Raw genomic sequence first — 15,804 nt, forward strand, 5'->3', positions numbered from 1 at the left:
CGACGTCAGGAGCTCAGCGGCGACCGTCGGGAACTCAGATCGAGAGGCCGATCCAGAACCCGAGGCCTGAGGCTGCGACGCTGAACACGAGCATGAGAACGCCGCTCATGAACGACTGTGCATACCGTCGCTGCTTGATCAGTTGAACCGTCTCGTAGCTCGCCGTGCTGAACGTCGTGTAGCCGCCGAGGAAGCCCGTGCCGATGATGACGCTGAGGTCGGTCGGCAGGAGGTGCGTCATTGTGAGTCCGGTGATGAAGCCGAGCACGAGGGATCCCGACACGTTGATGATGGTCGTCGCCCATGGGAACGCCGTGTGCAAGTGCGAACGGATCGCCCCGTCGACGAGGAAACGCACGCCAGCGCCGATTCCGCCGGCGACGGCGAGCAGGAGGAGGAGCCAGAAGGTCATGAGGTGGCCTCCGCCTTCGTCGTGTGCGCCTTCCGCGAGCTGTACGCGGAACCGGCGATGATGCCGAGCCAGGTTGCGAAACCGCCCACGACGACGGTGCCGAGTGCATAGAGCACCGATGTCCCCACTGAGCCGTGATGTATAAGGACCACAGTGTCGGTCGCCAGGGAGCTGTAGGTGGTGAACCCGCCGCAGAATCCGGTTCCGAGCAGGAGCTTGAGGTTCTTCGCCGTCGAACTGGCGGAGCCGAGGAAGGTCACTCCGGAGTAGAGATACCCGAGGAGGAACGCACCAACGACGTTGATGATGGGAATCGCGATCGGAACGTCGCCGAGATTCGGGATCGCGAGGGAGAGCAGCTCGCGCGATGCGGCTCCGAAGGCTCCGCCCAGCACGACGAGACCGATCGGCGCCCACCTGAGGTGCGGCGGCCGGGCGGGGGCCATCAGTCGCTGCCCGGGAGCGGTGACGGGATGTCGGGGGCTCGCGCGGGGATGATGACGACCGGGCGCAGCTGCTGATGCGCCAGCTGCACGCCGATCGAACGGTTGAAGAACTCCTGGATGCTTCCCCCGATCGAGTGCTCATGACTCCCGACCACGATCATCGACGCGTCGAGAGTGTCTCCCAGATGCCCGAGCGCACGCGCGACGTCGCCGGCCAGCACGAGCGGGCGCCAGGCGACATCCGAATCAGTGAGGATCTCACTCAGGGCTGCTGCGAGTTTCGCGTCGAACTCGGTCTCGCGTTCGTCGGCGTAGTCGGGGTCGAGCGAGGAACTCGCGATGGAACCGTCGACGGCTTCCGAAGTGGCGAATCGTGCCGGGTTGACGTGGGCGCACACGAGTTCGGTGCCGAATCGCTTCGCGAAGGCCGCCGCGCGGAGAACGACGACCGGAGGCTGGCCGGGTGCCACACCGACTACGACCGGATGCGAGTGATGACTTTCCCCCCGAAACGTCATGTTCGTGATGCTACGCGGGTGCAACGGCGGGGTCAATGGACCGGTGCCCGCACCCGTGACCTGCCCGTCACGACGATGAACGACTCAGCGGGGCGTCGATCCGGACCGCGTCCGCAAGCCGAGCAGAGCGAGCACGTTCGAGAGGTCGGGGCGGTCGATCGCGACATCCGCCTGGGCTCGAACGATCTGCTTCGCGCAGAACGCGACACCGAGAGCCGCGCGGTCGAGCATCTGCAGGTCGTTCGCGCCGTCGCCCACCGCGACGGTTCGGCGCAACGGGATGCCGCTCACTGCAGCCCACTCCTCGAGCGCCGAGGCCTTGGCTGCGGCGTCGATGATCGGCCCGTCGACGCGGCCCGTGAGGCGGCCGTCAGCCATCTCGAGCCGATTCGCTCGGCAGAAGTCCAAGCCGAGCTCCTCGGCCAGCGGGTCGAGGAGCTCGTGGAATCCGCCCGAGACCACACCGACGCGACCGCCGGCAGCGTGCACGCCCTCGATGAGCTCCAACGCGCCCGGCGTGGGTGTCATGCGTTCGCGTGCGGCGGCGAGCGCCGAGACATCGAGCCCGGCGAGGGTCGCGACCCGTTCGCGCAGACTCTCGGCGAAGTCGAGCTCACCGCGCATGGCGCGTTCGGTCACGGCGGCCACGTGCTCGAGGCTGCCGGCCGCTTCGGCGAGCAGCTCGATCGCCTCTTCGCGGATGAGTGTGGAATCCGCATCGAGCACGACGAGGGGGCCGCTCGCGCGGCCGGTGGTGCCGGCGCTCACGCGCTGGCCCGAACCCGGGAACCCTTGCCGACCACGGTGATGCCGCTGTCGGTCACGATGAAGCCGCGGGCGAGGTCTTCAGCGCGGTCGACGCCGATGCGGGCGCCCGCATCGACGACGACCTCTTTATCGAGGATCGCACGCTGCACGGTGGCGCCGGCGTCGATGCGCGCCCGGTCGAAGAGGATCGAGTCGGCCACGTGCGCGCCCGAGCCGACGATCGCCCACGGCCCGATGACGCTGCGTTCGACGTGCGCGCCCGAGATCACCGAACCGAGCGAGACGATCGAGTCGATCACGGTGCCGAGCGTGCCGCGGGCGTCGCGCGTGAACTTGGCGGGCGGCGAATTGAGCTGCTGGCTGAAGATCGGCCACTCGCGGTTGTAGAGGTTGAAGACGGGCAGCACCGAAATGAGGTCTTGGTGGGCTTCGAAGAAGGAGTCGATGGTTCCGACGTCACGCCAGTAGTACCGATCGCGGTCGGTCGAGCCCGGCACGTCGTTGCGCTGGAGATCGTAGACGCCGGCGGCACCCTGCGAGACGAACGCCGGGATGATGTCGCCGCCCATGTCGTGGCTGGAGTCGGTGCGTTCCCCGTCGCGGAGCACCGCGTCAATGAGCGCGTCGGCGTCGAACACGTAGTTGCCCATCGAGGCGAGCACCTCTTGCGGCGAGTCGGGGAGGCCGACCGGGTCACTCGGCTTCTCGAGGAACCGGTGGATGCGTGTCGGGTGCGATGGGTCGACCTCGATGACGCCGAACTGGTCGGCGAGTGAGATCGGTTGACGGATCGCGGCGACCGTTGCCGCCGCGCCGGACTCGATGTGCGCGTCGATCATCTGGTCGAAGTCCATGCGGTAGACGTGATCGGCACCGACGACGACGATGATGTCGGGGCGCTCGTCGTAGATGAGGTTGAGACTCTGCAGGATGGCATCGGCCGAACCCGAGAACCAGCGCTTCCCGAGGCGTTGCTGGGCCGGCACCGAGGCGACGTAGGAGTTCAGGAGCCCGCTCAGACGCCAGGTCTGCGAGACGTGGCGATCGAGACTGTGCGACTTGTACTGGGTGAGCACGACGATCTGCCGCAAGCCCGAGTTCAGCAGATTCGACAGGGCGAAGTCGATCAGCCGGTACTGCCCGGCGAACGGCACCGCCGGCTTCGCGCGATCCTCCGTGAGGGGCATGAGTCGCTTGCCCTCGCCGCCGGCGAGGACGATGCCGAATACCTTGCGCGTCGCCATGCCACAACTGTAGCCAGCGGCGGGCGCGAACGGGCAGCGAAGTCGGGGCGTGACGGATGCCGCTGCGCTACGTTTGCTGCATGCGCGTCGACCTGCTCACCCGCGAATACCCGCCCGAGGTCTACGGGGGCGCCGGTGTGCACGTCGCCGAACTCGTGCGCGCCCTGCGCCGTTCGATCGACGTGCAGGTGCGCTGCTTCGGATCGCCGCGCACTGAACCGGGCACGACCGGCTACCCGACACCGGCGGAGTTCTCCGCTGCGAATCCGGCGCTCGGCACGATGAGCGTCGACCTGCTCATGGCGGGCGATGCGGCCGGTGCCGATCTCGTGCATTCGCATACCTGGTACGCGAACTTCGCCGGGTTCACGGCGAAACGACTGCACGGCGTGCCACACGTCGTGACCGCGCACAGCCTCGAGCCGCTGCGGCCGTGGAAGGCCGAACAACTCGGCGGCGGGTACCGGCTCTCATCGTGGGTCGAGCGCGCCGCCTTCGAAGACGCCGACGCGGTCGTAGCTGTCAGCGAGGGCATGCGCCGCGACATCCTTCGTGCCTATCCCTCCGTCGATCCCGAGCGAGTCGACGTGGTCTACAACGGCATCGACCTCGTCGACTGGGCGCCGCGAGACGATCCCGACACGGTTCGCGGGCTCGGCGTCGACCCCGACCGGCCGTCGATCGTCTTCGTCGGGCGCATCACCAGGCAGAAGGGGCTTCCGTACCTCCTTCGCGCCGCGCGCCTGCTGCCCGCCGACGTGCAACTCGTGTTGTGCGCCGGCGCTCCCGACACCGAGGAGATCATGGCCGAGGTCACATCGTCGGTCGACGCCCTTCGCGCGGAACGGGGCGGCGTCGTGTGGATCGACCGGCACCTGCCGCGCACCGAACTCACCGCCCTTCTCACTGCTGCGACGGCGTTCGTCTGCCCATCGATCTACGAGCCGCTCGGCATCGTGAACCTCGAGGCGATGGCCTGCGGGGCGCCGGTGGTCGGCACCGCGACCGGCGGCATTCCCGAGGTCGTCGACGACGGCGTCACCGGCGTGCTGGTGCCGATCGAGCAGCTCGACGACGGGACAGGAACGCCCGTCGATCCCGATCGATTCGTCGCCGACCTCGCGGCGGCGCTCACCGCGGTCGTCGCCGATCCCACGCGTGCCGCGGCAATGGGCGCGGCCGGCCGACGGCGCGCCGAGACGCACTTCGGCTGGACGGCGATAGCCGAGCGTACCCTCGAGCTCTACGAGCGGGTGCTCGCCCGCTGAGCCGTGGGCGGCGCGCACGGCTCGCACGGCGCGTCTCCTGCACCGAGCGACCTCCTCGCTGCCGATAGCATGGGACGCATGGCGAGCACGGTTCTGCAGTTCCACGATGTGTCGGTGGTCCGCAATGGCAACACGATCCTCGACTCGGTCGACTGGAGCGTCGCCTCCGACGAACGGTGGGTCATCCTCGGTCCCAATGGGGCAGGCAAGACGACGCTGCTGCAGATCGCCGCGGCGGCGATGCACCCCACGTCGGGCAAAGCAGATGTGCTGCAGGAGTCGCTCGGCAAGGTCGACGTCTTCGAACTGCGACCCATGATCGGCTTCGCCTCGACCGCGATGGCCCGCAAGATCCCGCGCAACGAGACCGTGCTCGACGTCGTGCTGACGGCCGCATACTCGGTCACCGGCCGCTGGAACGAGGAGTACGAGTCGATCGACCTCCGCCGTGCCCAGCGAGTGCTCAACGAGTGGGGCCTCGACGGCTTCGCCGAACGCCGATTCGGCAGCCTCTCCGACGGCGAGCAGAAGCGAGTGCAGATCGCACGCTCCGTCATGACCGACCCCGAACTACTGCTCCTCGACGAGCCCGCCGCGAGCCTCGACCTCGGGGCGCGCGAAGAGCTCGTCGGGCTGCTCGGTGGCTACGCCGCTTCGTCTGCGTCACCCGCGATCGTCATGGTGACCCACCACGTCGAAGAGATCCCCGTCGGCTTCACTCACGCGCTCCTCCTCAAGAAGGGCGGCATCGTGACCGCTGGCCCGCTCGCCGAGGCACTCACGGCCGACAACCTCACCGAGGCGTTCGGCATGAAGATCGAGCTCGTCGAGACCGATGGCCGGTACGCAGCTCGCGCGGTATGACCGACCTTCGCGATCGATTCTGCTAGAATCGGTAGCTGGCCCATGGGCTGCAACACTTTCCTGCGTGCGCGCAGGCTTCGAATCCACCATACGCAGAGCAAGGAAGTCTCCATGAAGACCGACATCCACCCCGAGTACAACGCAATCGTCTTCCGCGACCTCGCTTCGGGCGCCACCTTCCTCACCCGTTCGACGACGACGAGCGACAAGACGATCGAGCTCGACGGTGTCACCTACCCGGTGATCGACGTCGAGATCTCGTCGGAGTCGCACCCGTTCTACACGGGCAAGCAGCGCATCATGGACTCGGCCGGCCGCGTCGAGAAGTTCAACCAGCGCTTCAAGAACTTCGGCAAGTAACACCTGCCGACGAAAGAGGCTCCGCCCACTGGCGGGGCCTCTTTCGTCTGCTCACGGGCGGCAGCGCGTGGCATCGTGTTAGCGTCGCCGCATGCCGGCATCCTCACGCATCCGCACGGGCGTGACCCGAGCGCTCGAGTTGCCCTCGATCGCCGGCGAACGCGTCGCGCTCCGCGCGTTCCTCGACGATGACGTCGACACGGTGCGCGAGGCTTCGCGGGACTCGCTGATCCCCGACGTGACCTCCGTTCCGCGAGACGCCGACCGTCGCGGTGCGCGTGCGTACATCGCGCGCCAGCATCGACGTCTCGGCTCGGGCACGGGGTACTCGTTCGCGATCGCGGACCCTGTCGAGCGCGCCATCGGACAGATCGGGCTCTGGCCCGTTCGCGAAGACCCGGGGCGGGCGAGCATCGGGTACTGGATCGCCCCGTCAGCGCGCGGTCGAGGCTACGCGACCGAGGCGCTGCAAGCGCTCAGCACGTGGGCGTGGAGCCTGCCGTCGCTCGAGCGCCTCGAACTGTTCGTAGAGCCCTGGAACACCGGCTCGTGGAAGACAGCCGAGGCGGCCGGGTTCGAGCGCGAGGGACTATTGCGATCGTGGCGCGTGATCCGCTCGGAGCGACGCGACCTGTTCGTCTATTCGCAGCTCCGCGAAGCGGCGCAGTCGATCGACGGCTCAGCGCACCGGCCACGCGCCTGAAGTGGTGAACTCGGGCTCGCCGTTCTTGCGGCGCCACTGCTGGTAGCTCTCGGCCTGCTCGCGACTCCAGTCGACCTGGCGCGCGTGCAGTTCGGCGACGGCCACGGCGGCGAGTTCGGGGTATGCGCGAGCGATGGCCTGAGCCACCCGGCCCGCAGCCACGGCGTCGGCACCGGCGTCGTGGGCGTCTTCGAGCACCACGCCGTAGTGCTCGGCAGCGGCCGAGAGCGTGCGCTTGCCGCGCCGGTAGCGGTCGACGGCCTTGTCGATCACGAGCGGGTCGATGACCGCTCCCGGGCCGGCCAGTTGAGCGATGCCGTACCGGGCGGCCTCGCGTTCGAGGGTCGTCAGATCGTACGCGGCGTTGTAGGCGACGATCGGCAGCCCGCGCCCCGCGGCATCCGTCAGCGCTTCGATGATCTCGGCGATCGCGCTCGGCGCAGACTGCCCCTCGAGTCGCGCACGCTCGGTGCTGACTCCGTGAATCAGCGATGCGGCAGTGGGAATCTCGATGCCCGGATCGACGAGCCACTCACGTCGCTCGAGCACTTCTCCATCGGCGCCGAGTACTCCGACGTGCGCCGTGACGATGCGGCACGTGTCGACGTCGATGCCGGTCGTCTCGAGGTCGAAAACGGCGAGTGTGTCAGCCCAGCGGGCTCCCGTGAGATCCATGGCGTCAGGTTATGGTCGGCCACCGTCATCGCCGCGCCGGGAGCACGCGTGTCGGCGGCATCCGTTCGGGCGCGGCTCTCCACAGCACTCAGTCTCGTGCAGGCGACGCGCCATAGAATGGCAGCGATGATCACCTCCCCGTACGCCGAGCAGCTCGCTCGCATCCCCGTGCGGGCGCACCGCGTCGACGTCGAGGGCACCGAGACCGCCTGGTGGGAGTACGGCGAAGCGCATGCCCCGGTACTCGTGCTCGTGCACGGGTTCCGCGGCGACCATCACGGCCTCGAACCGGTGGTGGCCCAGCTTCCAGGCTTCCGCATCATCTCGCCCGACCTTCCGGGATTCGGCGAGTCGGCGACGTTCTCGGCTCGACCGCACGACATCGCGTCGTACACCGACTGGCTCGGCGCGTTCATCGACGCCATCGGCATCACCGGGCCCTACGTACTGCTCGGCCATTCGTTCGGCTCGATCGTGTCTGCGGCGGCCGTCGCAGGCGGGCTCGCACCCGAGCGACTCGTGCTCGTGAACCCGATCGGCGCACCGGCGCTCGAAGGGCCGCGCGGCGTCATGACCCGACTGGCGGTGCTCTACTACCGCACGGCCGCGGCACTGCCCGAGCGGGCGGGGTTCGCGCTGCTGCGCAACGGCGCCATAGTGCGCATCATGAGCGTCACGATGGCCAAGACGCGATCGAAGTCGCTCCGGCGATGGATCCACGACCAGCACGACCGATACTTCTCGGCGTTCGGCGATCGCGACGCCGTGCTCGAAGCCTTCCGTGCGTCGGTCGGCAACGACGTCAGCCAGTTCGCGGCCGACATCGCCGTGCCGACCCTGCTCGTCGCCGCCGCGCGAGACGACGTCACGCCGCTCTCGGCCCAGCAGCGGCTCCTGACGCTCTTTCCCGATGCGAGCCTCGAGGTGATCCCCGAGGTGGGCCACCTCATCCACTACGAGACGCCCGGCGATGCCGCGTCCCGCATCCTGCGGTTTCTCCGCGCGGAGGCGCGCGCGTGAGAATCGTCGTCGACTGCCGCTACACCCGCATCGGTCAGCACGACGGCATCAGCCGATTCACCGCGGGCATCGTGACCGAGCTGGGCAAGCGGCATCCACTCACCATGCTCGTCAGCGATCACCGCCAGCTCGACATGCTGCCCGAGCTGCCGTGGCAGCTCGTGAGTTCACCCACGAGCATCCGTGAGCCGCTCGTGGCGTTGCAGGTCAAGAAGCTGCGACCCGACGTGGTGTTCACGCCGATGCAGACCATGGGCTCGTGGGGGCGCGACTACAAGCTGCTGCTCACCCTGCACGACCTCATCTACTACGAGAACCGCACGCCGCCGCGCGATCTCCCCGCCCCGGTGCGCCTGCTCTGGCGGCTCTACCACCTCGCGTGGTGGCCGCAGCGCCTCTTGCTGAACCGCGCCGACCACATCGTCACGGTGTCCGAGACGACCGCCGGGCTCATCCACGAGCACCACCTCACCGATCGACCGGTCACCGTCGTGCCGAACGCCGCCGACGACTTCGGTGCGCCCTCGCTGCCGCGTGTGCGCCCAGAAGGTCACCGGCTCGTCTACATGGGCTCGTACATGCCCTACAAGAACGTCGACACCCTCGTGCGCGCCGTCGCGGCGCTGCCCGATCACGAGTTGCACCTCGTGAGTCGCATCAGCCGAGCCGAGCGCACCCGACTCACCCGCCTCGCACCGCAGGCCCGGCTCGTCTTCCACGACGGTGCGACGGATGCCGCGTACGCCGAACTGCTCGCCGGCGCCACCGCCCTCGTGCACGCCTCGAAGGCCGAGGGCTTCGGCATCCCGCTCGTCGAGGCCATGAGGCTCGGCACTCCGGTGGTCGTCAGCGACATCCCGATCTTCCGCGAGATCGGCGGCGACGCGGCCGTGTACTTCGACCCCGAGAACCCTGAGTCGCTCGTCGCGGCGCTGTGGTCACTCGAGCGTACGGGGGAGTGGGAACGGCGCTCGGAGCTGTCCGTCGGCGTCGCGGCACGATACAACTGGGCGGCTTCGGCCGATCGCCTACTCGCCCTGATGCGGGCCACGGTCACCGGCAATGGGCGGCGACGTCGTCGGCGCGCCCGCCGCTGAGCTCGCCGGTCGTGGCCCGCCATCAGCACCGAGAGGCTCGAATGGGTGAGCTGGCATCGGCACCACGAATGTCTACCTGCAGCTACGCGTCGGTACCGGTGAGGGCCTCGGGCTGCACGATCTCGAGCTCGCCCGCCTCGAATCGCACGAGGTGCACCGACCCGTTCACGATCGTGTACCCCGCGCCCGGCAGGCTCCAGCCGCTCAGGTGCAGCATGAGCGAGTGGATGACCCCGCCGTGCGAGACGACGATGACGGAGCCACCGGGGTGCGCGGCTGCGATGGCGGCCAGCGCAGCGGTCGCACGCTCGATCACCGCCGAGCGCGGCTCGAGCCCTTCGATGGTCGCTGCTTGCGCCTCGACGGCGGCGCGGCCGGCGTGGTCGAGACCCTCGAGCACGCCGTGGCCGCGTTCGGCCAGCGCCGCGACGAGACGCGGCTCCGGCAGCTCGAGCGTTCGAGCGATGATCTGGGCCGTCTCCGATGCACGCGAGAGCGGGGTGCCGTACACGGCGTCCCAGCCGGTATCGGCGAGCAGCGCCGCGGTCTGTGCCGCCTGACTCCGTCCGGTGTCGTTCAACGGGATGTCGGTCGTGCCCTGGATGCGCCGGTCCCGGTTCCAATCGGTCTCGCCGTGGCGTACGAGAGCGATGAGCACCGGGGCGGTGAGTACCGGCGCGGTACTGGTGGCATCCGTCATGCCGACAACTCTTGCAGAACGGCCGCCGACGTCACGAATCGAGCGCTGCGGCGAACGCTTCGAGGGTCTCGCTCGCGCCCGCGTCGATTTTCACCACGGCGCGGCTGTCGCCCTTGGTGATGCCGCGGTTCACGACGATGATCGGCAGGCGTTTACGGCGTGCCTGCTCGATGAGTCGCATGCCCGAGTTCACGACGAGTGAGGAGCCGGCGACGAGCAGCACGTCGGCGCCCTGCACGAGCGCTGCGGCCGCCTGGAAGGTGGCGGCCGGAACGAACTCTCCGAAGAACACGACGTCGGGCTTCAGGATGCCGCCGCACACCGTGCACGACGGGATCACCATCGCGTCGACGTCGTCGACCTCGACATCGCCGTCGGGCGCGGGTCGAATCGCGGTTTCGAGGTCGATGTCGGGGTTGAGGGCTTCGAGCCGATCGGCGATCGCCTGGCGGGCGTAGTGCTGGCCGCAGGTGAGGCAGAGCACGCGATCCATGCTGCCGTGCAGTTCGATGACGTGCCGGTTGCCCGCGCGCCGGTGCAGGCCGTCGACGTTCTGCGTGATCACGCCGCTGACGACGCCGCTCGCCTCGAGTTCGGCGAGCGCGAGGTGGCCGCGGTTCGGTCGCGCGTTGCCGAAGCTGCGCCAGCCGAGGTGGCTGCCGGCCCAGTAACGTTTGCGGGCGGTCTCGGAGGCGAGGAACGTCTGCACGGTCATCGGTGTGCGCACGGGCGCGCCCTCGCCGCGATAGTCGGGGATGCCCGAATCGGTGCTGACGCCGGCGCCGGTGAGCACCGCGACACGCGCACCGCGCATGAGCTCGATCGCTTCGACGAGTCGCGCTTCGGCTGCGACCGGAGTCTCGATGCCAGTGCTCACTGCACGTCTCCCTTCGACGGTGCTCCGATTCTAGACGTGTCCGTTTTCCGGAATGTTTCCGGCACTGGCAGGCTGGAGGGGAGGAGACCCATGCACATCGAACGAGTCCGCGACGCGGCATCCGATGCGGTGGCCGATTACGCGCGGCTCACCGACGTCGTGCTGCGCAGCGCCAGCGAGCCCGAGCAGGGTCTCTACATCGCCGAGTCGGCCAAGGTCATCCGCCGTGCGATCAGCGCCGGTCATCGGCCGCGCTCGGTGCTCATGGAAGAGAAATGGCTCGCCGGGCTCGAGCCGGTGCTCGCGCCGTTCGACATCCCCGTGCACCTCGCCGACCCCGACCAGCTCGAGGCGATCACGGGCTATCGCGTGCACCGCGGCGCCCTGGCGGCGTTCGAGCGCCCGGTGCTCTCCGACCCGGCAGAGCTCCTCGCGAGCGCCCGCCGTGTCGTGGTGCTGGAAGACATCGTCGATCACACGAACGTCGGCGCCATCTTCCGCAGCGTCGCGGCGCTCGGCGCCGACGCGGTACTCGTGAGCCCTCGATGTGCCGACCCGCTCTACCGTCGCAGCGTGCGGGTGAGCATGGGCACGGTGTTCCAGGTGCCGTGGACCCGGCTGCCCGAGTGGCCTGAGGCGTCACGGATGCTGCGCGCTCACGACTTCACGATCGCTGCCCTCGCCCTCGCCGACGGTGCGGTCTCGCTCCGCGAGCTCGCGGCAGATCCGCCCGAGCGGCTGGCCCTCGTGTTCGGCGCCGAGGGCGACGGACTCAGCCGGACGGCGCTCGAGGCCGCCGACCGAGTCGTGACGATTCCGATGCGGCACGGCGTCGATTCCCTGAACGTGGCTGCCGCTGCTGCAGTCGTGCTCTACGCTGTCGCGCTCAACGAGGAGTCTGCCGATGACTGAGATCGAAGCCCGCCAGGCGAACGCCCACGTGTACCGGCGACGACGCGTCGTCGCCGTCAGCGCGCTCGCGATCGTGATCGCGCTCGTCACGACAGGCGGGGTCTACACGACCAACACGCTCGGCGCGGCGGTGCCGGCCGCCGCGCCGCAGATCACCGACCCCGAGCCCGTCGCAGCGGCCGCGCAACCGCTCGCACTGCCGGGCTTCGGCGGCTACGCCGTCGGGGCCGTCGGGTTCGACGGTCTCGTCGCCTCTGGAAACGAGGCGACGCCAATGGCGATGGCGAGCATCACGAAGGTCATCACGGCCCTCGTTTTGCTCGAGGCGCATCCGATCCCGGCCGGCGAGAGCGGCCCCGACATCGAGTACACCGAAGCCGACGTCGACATCTACTGGGACATGGTCGCCCAGAACGGGTCGGTCGCTCCCGTCGAGGCAGGCGCGACCCTGAGCCTCAAGGAGAGCCTCGAGGCGCTCCTGATCCCGTCGGGCAACAACTACGGCATCTCGCTCTCGAACTGGGCCTTCGGCTCCGAGCAGGCGCTCGTCGAGAAGGCCAATGCCTGGCTGACCGCCCACGGGCTGGCGAACACGCACGTCGTCGACTCCAGCGGCATCTCCGACGACAACGTCGGCACCGCGGCGGACATGGTCGCGCTCGGCGAGATCGCACTCCAAGACCCGACGATCGCGGCCATCGTCGCGTCGAAGAGCGTCGAGATCCCCGAGATCGGTGTTCTGACGAACTCGAACAAGTTGCTCGGCACGCACGGCATCGACGGCATGAAGACCGGCTCGACGGATGACGCGGCGAACCTGCTCTTCACGGCCGACTACGCCGTGGGTTCGTCGAGTGTGACCGTGGTCGGCGTGCTGCTCGGCGGGGAGTCGCATGCCGTGCTCGACGAGGCCATCGCGACGCTGCTCGACTCCATCGCGCCGGGCTTCCACGAGGTCGCGGCGCTCGAGGCGAACACGGTGCTCGCCGAGTACACGACGCCGTGGGGCGACTCGGCGCGGGCACGCGCCGCCGACGGGGCATCCGTCGTCGTCTGGAGCGATACGCCGGTCGATGTCGAGGTGCGGGCTGACTCCGTCGGGCTCGCGTCTCGCGGCGACCAGGTCGGCACCGCCGTCGTGCGCGCCGGGTCTCAAGAGATCACCGTGCCGCTCGTGCTCGACGCCGCGATCGTCGATCCAGGCACGTGGTGGCGGCTCGCCAATCCGGGCGGGCTCGACTGAAGCTCGCGTGAGCCGTCGGTGGCCGCGGGTCAGTCGGGCAGCGAATACGGCCCGGCATCCGGTCGCTTGGCGCTGATGAGATCGCCCGACGACTGGTGGCGCACCCGGCGCAGCACCCATGGCACGAGGTACTCGCGCGCCCACGAGAGGTCTTCGACGCGAGCCTGTCGCCACCTGCTCGACGGCAGCGGCTCGGGCTTCAGCGGCTCGAGGGAGTTCTCGACGTTCAGGGCGTCGAGCACCATGCGTGCGACGGTGTGATGCCCGAGCGAGTTCAGGTGCAGGCGGTCGGGCGCCCACATGCGCTGGTCCTGGATCGCGGTCAACGCCCACTGGTCGGCGACGATGCAGTCGTATTTCTGCGCGATGGCGCGGAGGTTCTCGTTGTAGATCGCGACCTTGCCGCGGATGCCGCGGAACACGGGTGAGAAGCCGACATCGACGCCCGTGAAGATCACGATCGTCGCATGATCACGGGAGAGTCGCTCGATCGCGTACTCGAAGCGCGACGCGATCTCATCGGGGTCGGTGCGCGGCCGGAGCACGTCATTGCCGCCCGCCGAGATGGTGATGAGGTCGGGGCGCAGCGCGAGGGCCGGTTCGAGCTGCTCGTCGATGATCTGCTGGATCAGCTTGCCGCGCACCGCGAGGTTCGCGTAGGCGAAGTCTTCCGTGCCTTGGGAGAGCACCTCGGCAACGCGATCGGCCCAGCCGCGGTGGCCGCCGGGCACAGTCGGCTCGGGATCACCGATGCCCTCGGTGAAGGAGTCGCCGAGGGCGACGTAGCGCGACCATGGATGCTGCTGGGTGACCATGCCTCCATTCTGCACGTCCCTGCACGTGCTCGGTTCGAGGATGTCGGCCCCCTCCGCTACGCTCGGATTCAGTGAGCACCGCGATCCCTTTCGGCCCCCAACCGGGCACGTCAGCCGCCGAGCACCTCTCACCCTCATTCCCCGAACGTGCAGCGTGGGGCACGGCCTCGAAGCTTCGTGCATGGCAGGCCGAAGCACTCGAGCAGTACCTCGCCGAGTTGCCCCGCGACTTCCTCGCGGCTGCCACTCCCGGTGCCGGCAAGACGACGTTCGCACTCCGAATCGCGGCCGAGTTGCGCTCGCGCCGCATCATTGACCGCATCACGGTGGTCGCGCCGACCGACCACCTGAAACGCCAGTGGGCGGATGCCGCGGCGCGCGCCGGCATCCGGCTCGACCCCGGCTTTCGCAACGCCCACGGCCGCAGCGCCCGGCACTATCACGGCGTGGCCGTCACGTATGCGCAGGTCGCGATGCGGCCGGCACTGCACCGTGAGCTGACCCTCTCGGGCAGGTCGCTCGTGATCCTCGACGAGGTGCATCACGGCGGCGACGCCCTCTCGTGGGGCGACGCGATCCGCGAGGCGTTCGAGCAGGCGACGAAGCGACTCTCGCTCACGGGCACGCCCTTCCGATCGGATACGGCGCCCATTCCGTTCGTGCAGTACGAGCCCGACGCGCAGGGCGTGCGGCTCTCGAAGTCCGACTACAACTACGGCTACGGCCGCGCCCTCGCCGACGGCGTCGTGCGCCCGGTGCTCTTCATGGTCTACGCGGGCCATATGCGCTGGCGCACGAAGGCCGGCGACGAGATGGAGGCGAAGCTCGGCGAAGACAACACGAAAGACATCACCTCTTCGGCGTGGCGCACCGCGCTCGAGCCGAGCGGCGAGTGGATCCCCGCGGTGCTCGCGGCGGCCGATCGGCGCCTGACCGAGGTACGACACGGCATCCCCGACGCCGGCGGGCTCGTCATCGCCACCGACCAGACGGTCGCGCGGGCGTACGCGCAGATCCTCGAGCAGATCAGCGGCGAGAAGGTCACGGTCGTGCTCTCCGACGAGAAGGAGGCGAGCGCGCGCATAGAAGAGTTCTCTGAGAGCACGAGCCGCTGGATGGTCGCGGTGCGCATGGTCTCCGAGGGCGTCGACGTGCCGCGTCTGGCGGTTGGCGTCTACGCCACGAGCGCCTCGACGCCGCTCTTCTTCGCCCAGGCGATCGGGCGTTTCGTGCGGGCGCGGCGCCGCGGCGAGACGGCGTCGGTCTTCCTGCCGAACGTGCCCGGTCTCATGGCGCTGGCCGCGCAGCTCGAACTCGAGCGCGACCATGCGCTCGACCGGCGCAGCGGCGAGAACGACGATGACGGCCTCGACGACAGCCTGCTCGAGTCGGCCAACCGCGAAGAGCGCGCCTCCGAAGAGGCCGGCCTCGGCACGTGGGAGGCAATCGGGTCGGATGCCTCGTTCGACCGGGTGCTCTACGACGGCACCGAGTTCGGCACCCTCGCCGAGCCCGGCAGCGACGAGGAATTCGACTTCATCGGGCTCCCCGGCATCCTCGAGCCCGAGCAGGTCTCCGAGTTGCTCCGGCACCGTCAGGCACGACAGGCGCGGCGCGTGGGGGAGCGGCGCAAGCAGGTGGTCGCCGACGAGAATCCCGAGCCGGTCGCCCTCTACCGCACGCTGAAAGAGCAACGTTCTCTGCTCAACAGCCTCGTCGGGCTCTGGGCCCGTCACACGGGCGAAGCGCACTCCCAGGTGCACGCCGAGCTGCGCCGCGTCTGCGGTGGCCCCGCGGTCGCGCAGGCGACGGTCACGCAGCTGCAGGCGCGCATCGAGTTCCTCCGCAAACGGCTCGGCAGCCGCTGAGCCTCGCCGGCTCG

At 69.0% G+C, this 15,804-nt stretch carries 18 protein-coding genes; 9 read left to right on the forward strand and 9 right to left on the reverse strand.

Annotation, left to right across the window (positions count from 1 at the left end; all coding sequences use genetic code 11):
• Positions 1 to 34 precede the first annotated feature (34 nt).
• The 5 genes from crcB to AC1C2S_RS17975 form a co-directional block, all read right to left on the reverse strand.
• Positions 35 to 412, reverse strand: coding sequence for a fluoride efflux transporter CrcB (gene crcB, locus AC1C2S_RS17955; protein ID WP_495353962.1), 378 nt, complete (start codon positions 410 to 412; stop codon positions 35 to 37).
• Complete coding sequence (locus tag AC1C2S_RS17960; RefSeq protein WP_495353963.1) at positions 409 to 858, reverse strand: fluoride efflux transporter FluC; 450 nt, start codon at positions 856 to 858, stop codon at positions 409 to 411. The genes crcB and AC1C2S_RS17960 overlap by 4 nt, the downstream gene beginning before the upstream one ends.
• Positions 858 to 1,376 (reverse strand): universal stress protein, encoded by a 519-nt coding sequence (locus AC1C2S_RS17965; protein ID WP_495353964.1) that lies wholly within the window; start codon positions 1,374 to 1,376, stop codon positions 858 to 860. The genes AC1C2S_RS17960 and AC1C2S_RS17965 overlap by 1 nt, the downstream gene beginning before the upstream one ends.
• An 84-nt stretch (positions 1,377 to 1,460) precedes the next feature.
• Positions 1,461 to 2,144: a phosphoserine phosphatase SerB gene (gene serB / locus AC1C2S_RS17970; protein WP_495353965.1), complete on the reverse strand. Its 684-nt coding sequence runs from the start codon at positions 2,142 to 2,144 to the stop codon at positions 1,461 to 1,463.
• Complete coding sequence (locus AC1C2S_RS17975; RefSeq protein WP_495353966.1) at positions 2,141 to 3,388, reverse strand: glucose-1-phosphate adenylyltransferase; 1,248 nt, start codon at positions 3,386 to 3,388, stop codon at positions 2,141 to 2,143. Before AC1C2S_RS17975 ends, serB begins: the two co-directional genes overlap by 4 nt.
• 80 nt (positions 3,389 to 3,468) lie before the next feature.
• On the opposite strand from AC1C2S_RS17975, the gene glgA reads away from it, so the two are divergent.
• The 4 genes from glgA (at position 3,469) to AC1C2S_RS17995 (ending at position 6,583) form a co-directional block, all read left to right on the forward strand.
• A complete protein-coding gene (glgA, locus tag AC1C2S_RS17980) occupies positions 3,469 to 4,656 on the forward strand; it encodes a glycogen synthase (protein ID WP_495353967.1) in 1,188 nt (395 codons plus the stop codon).
• 78 nt (positions 4,657 to 4,734) lie between these two features.
• The gene (locus AC1C2S_RS17985; protein WP_495353968.1) at positions 4,735 to 5,520 is read left to right on the forward strand and encodes an ABC transporter ATP-binding protein; all 786 of its coding nucleotides are present in this window, start codon (positions 4,735 to 4,737) and stop codon (positions 5,518 to 5,520) included.
• A 111-nt stretch (positions 5,521 to 5,631) separates the two neighbouring features.
• Positions 5,632 to 5,880: a type B 50S ribosomal protein L31 gene (locus AC1C2S_RS17990; protein ID WP_022892088.1), complete on the forward strand. Its 249-nt coding sequence runs from the start codon at positions 5,632 to 5,634 to the stop codon at positions 5,878 to 5,880.
• 91 nt (positions 5,881 to 5,971) lie between these two features.
• On the forward strand, positions 5,972 to 6,583 hold the full coding sequence (locus AC1C2S_RS17995) for a GNAT family N-acetyltransferase (protein WP_495353969.1): 612 nt from the start codon (positions 5,972 to 5,974) through the stop codon (positions 6,581 to 6,583).
• On the opposite strand, the gene AC1C2S_RS18000 is transcribed toward AC1C2S_RS17995, so the two are convergent.
• A complete protein-coding gene (locus AC1C2S_RS18000; RefSeq protein WP_495353970.1) occupies positions 6,560 to 7,258 on the reverse strand; it encodes an exonuclease domain-containing protein in 699 nt (232 codons plus the stop codon). The two genes, AC1C2S_RS17995 and AC1C2S_RS18000, sit on opposite strands and share 24 nt — an antisense overlap.
• Before the next feature lie 126 nt (positions 7,259 to 7,384).
• On the opposite strand from AC1C2S_RS18000, the gene AC1C2S_RS18005 reads away from it, so the two are divergent.
• On the forward strand, positions 7,385 to 8,278 hold the full coding sequence (locus AC1C2S_RS18005; RefSeq protein ID WP_495353971.1) for an alpha/beta fold hydrolase: 894 nt from the start codon (positions 7,385 to 7,387) through the stop codon (positions 8,276 to 8,278).
• Positions 8,275 to 9,375, forward strand: coding sequence for a glycosyltransferase family 4 protein (locus tag AC1C2S_RS18010; protein ID WP_495353972.1), 1,101 nt, complete (start codon positions 8,275 to 8,277; stop codon positions 9,373 to 9,375). Before AC1C2S_RS18005 ends, AC1C2S_RS18010 begins: the two co-directional genes overlap by 4 nt.
• Positions 9,376 to 9,457: 82 nt before the next feature.
• On the opposite strand, the gene AC1C2S_RS18015 is transcribed toward AC1C2S_RS18010, so the two are convergent.
• Positions 9,458 to 10,075 (reverse strand): histidine phosphatase family protein, encoded by a 618-nt coding sequence (locus AC1C2S_RS18015; RefSeq protein WP_495353973.1) that lies wholly within the window; start codon positions 10,073 to 10,075, stop codon positions 9,458 to 9,460.
• Between the two features lie 31 nt (positions 10,076 to 10,106).
• The gene (locus AC1C2S_RS18020) at positions 10,107 to 10,889 is read right to left on the reverse strand and encodes an NAD-dependent protein deacetylase (protein ID WP_495354420.1); all 783 of its coding nucleotides are present in this window, start codon (positions 10,887 to 10,889) and stop codon (positions 10,107 to 10,109) included.
• A 153-nt stretch (positions 10,890 to 11,042) separates the two neighbouring features.
• On the opposite strand from AC1C2S_RS18020, the gene AC1C2S_RS18025 reads away from it, so the two are divergent.
• Complete coding sequence (locus AC1C2S_RS18025; protein WP_495353974.1) at positions 11,043 to 11,864, forward strand: TrmH family RNA methyltransferase; 822 nt, start codon at positions 11,043 to 11,045, stop codon at positions 11,862 to 11,864.
• Positions 11,857 to 13,107 carry a D-alanyl-D-alanine carboxypeptidase family protein gene (locus tag AC1C2S_RS18030; RefSeq protein ID WP_495353975.1) on the forward strand — a complete coding sequence of 417 codons (1,251 nt, stop codon included), beginning with the start codon at positions 11,857 to 11,859 and terminating at the stop codon, positions 13,105 to 13,107. The genes AC1C2S_RS18025 and AC1C2S_RS18030 overlap by 8 nt, the downstream gene beginning before the upstream one ends.
• A gap of 29 nt (positions 13,108 to 13,136) precedes the next feature.
• Here the strand turns inward: AC1C2S_RS18030 and AC1C2S_RS18035 are convergent, their stop codons facing one another.
• Positions 13,137 to 13,922, reverse strand: a complete 786-nt coding sequence (locus tag AC1C2S_RS18035) for an SGNH/GDSL hydrolase family protein (RefSeq protein ID WP_495353976.1) — start codon at positions 13,920 to 13,922, stop codon at positions 13,137 to 13,139.
• A 71-nt stretch (positions 13,923 to 13,993) separates the two neighbouring features.
• Here AC1C2S_RS18035 and AC1C2S_RS18040 point away from each other — a divergent pair, with 71 nt between their 5' ends.
• Positions 13,994 to 15,790: a DEAD/DEAH box helicase gene (locus AC1C2S_RS18040; protein WP_495353977.1), complete on the forward strand. Its 1,797-nt coding sequence runs from the start codon at positions 13,994 to 13,996 to the stop codon at positions 15,788 to 15,790.
• Positions 15,791 to 15,804: the final 14 nt, after the last annotated feature.

The organism is Agromyces sp. Y782 (genome assembly GCF_059445405.1).

Excerpts from the sequence above, each read along its gene's own strand:
- AC1C2S_RS18030 (WP_495353975.1), top strand. The coding sequence starts at position 11,857 with ATGACTGAGATCGAAGCCCGCCAGGCGAACGCCCACGTGTACCGGCGA.
- AC1C2S_RS17995 (WP_495353969.1), top strand. The coding sequence starts at position 5,972 with ATGCCGGCATCCTCACGCATCCGCACGGGCGTGACCCGAGCGCTCGAG.
- AC1C2S_RS17975 (WP_495353966.1), bottom strand. The coding sequence starts at position 3,388 with ATGGCGACGCGCAAGGTATTCGGCATCGTCCTCGCCGGCGGCGAGGGC.
- AC1C2S_RS18025 (WP_495353974.1), top strand. The coding sequence starts at position 11,043 with ATGCACATCGAACGAGTCCGCGACGCGGCATCCGATGCGGTGGCCGAT.
- glgA (WP_495353967.1), top strand. The coding sequence starts at position 3,469 with ATGCGCGTCGACCTGCTCACCCGCGAATACCCGCCCGAGGTCTACGGG.
- AC1C2S_RS18000 (WP_495353970.1), bottom strand. The coding sequence starts at position 7,258 with ATGGATCTCACGGGAGCCCGCTGGGCTGACACACTCGCCGTTTTCGAC.
- AC1C2S_RS17965 (WP_495353964.1), bottom strand. The coding sequence starts at position 1,376 with ATGACGTTTCGGGGGGAAAGTCATCACTCGCATCCGGTCGTAGTCGGT.
- AC1C2S_RS18020 (WP_495354420.1), bottom strand. The coding sequence starts at position 10,889 with ATGCGCGGTGCGCGTGTCGCGGTGCTCACCGGCGCCGGCGTCAGCACC.
- AC1C2S_RS17985 (WP_495353968.1), top strand. The coding sequence starts at position 4,735 with ATGGCGAGCACGGTTCTGCAGTTCCACGATGTGTCGGTGGTCCGCAAT.
- AC1C2S_RS18035 (WP_495353976.1), bottom strand. The coding sequence starts at position 13,922 with ATGGTCACCCAGCAGCATCCATGGTCGCGCTACGTCGCCCTCGGCGAC.
- crcB (WP_495353962.1), bottom strand. The coding sequence starts at position 412 with ATGACCTTCTGGCTCCTCCTCCTGCTCGCCGTCGCCGGCGGAATCGGC.
- AC1C2S_RS17960 (WP_495353963.1), bottom strand. The coding sequence starts at position 858 with ATGGCCCCCGCCCGGCCGCCGCACCTCAGGTGGGCGCCGATCGGTCTC.
- AC1C2S_RS18015 (WP_495353973.1), bottom strand. The coding sequence starts at position 10,075 with ATGACGGATGCCACCAGTACCGCGCCGGTACTCACCGCCCCGGTGCTC.
- AC1C2S_RS17990 (WP_022892088.1), top strand. The coding sequence starts at position 5,632 with ATGAAGACCGACATCCACCCCGAGTACAACGCAATCGTCTTCCGCGAC.
- AC1C2S_RS18005 (WP_495353971.1), top strand. The coding sequence starts at position 7,385 with ATGATCACCTCCCCGTACGCCGAGCAGCTCGCTCGCATCCCCGTGCGG.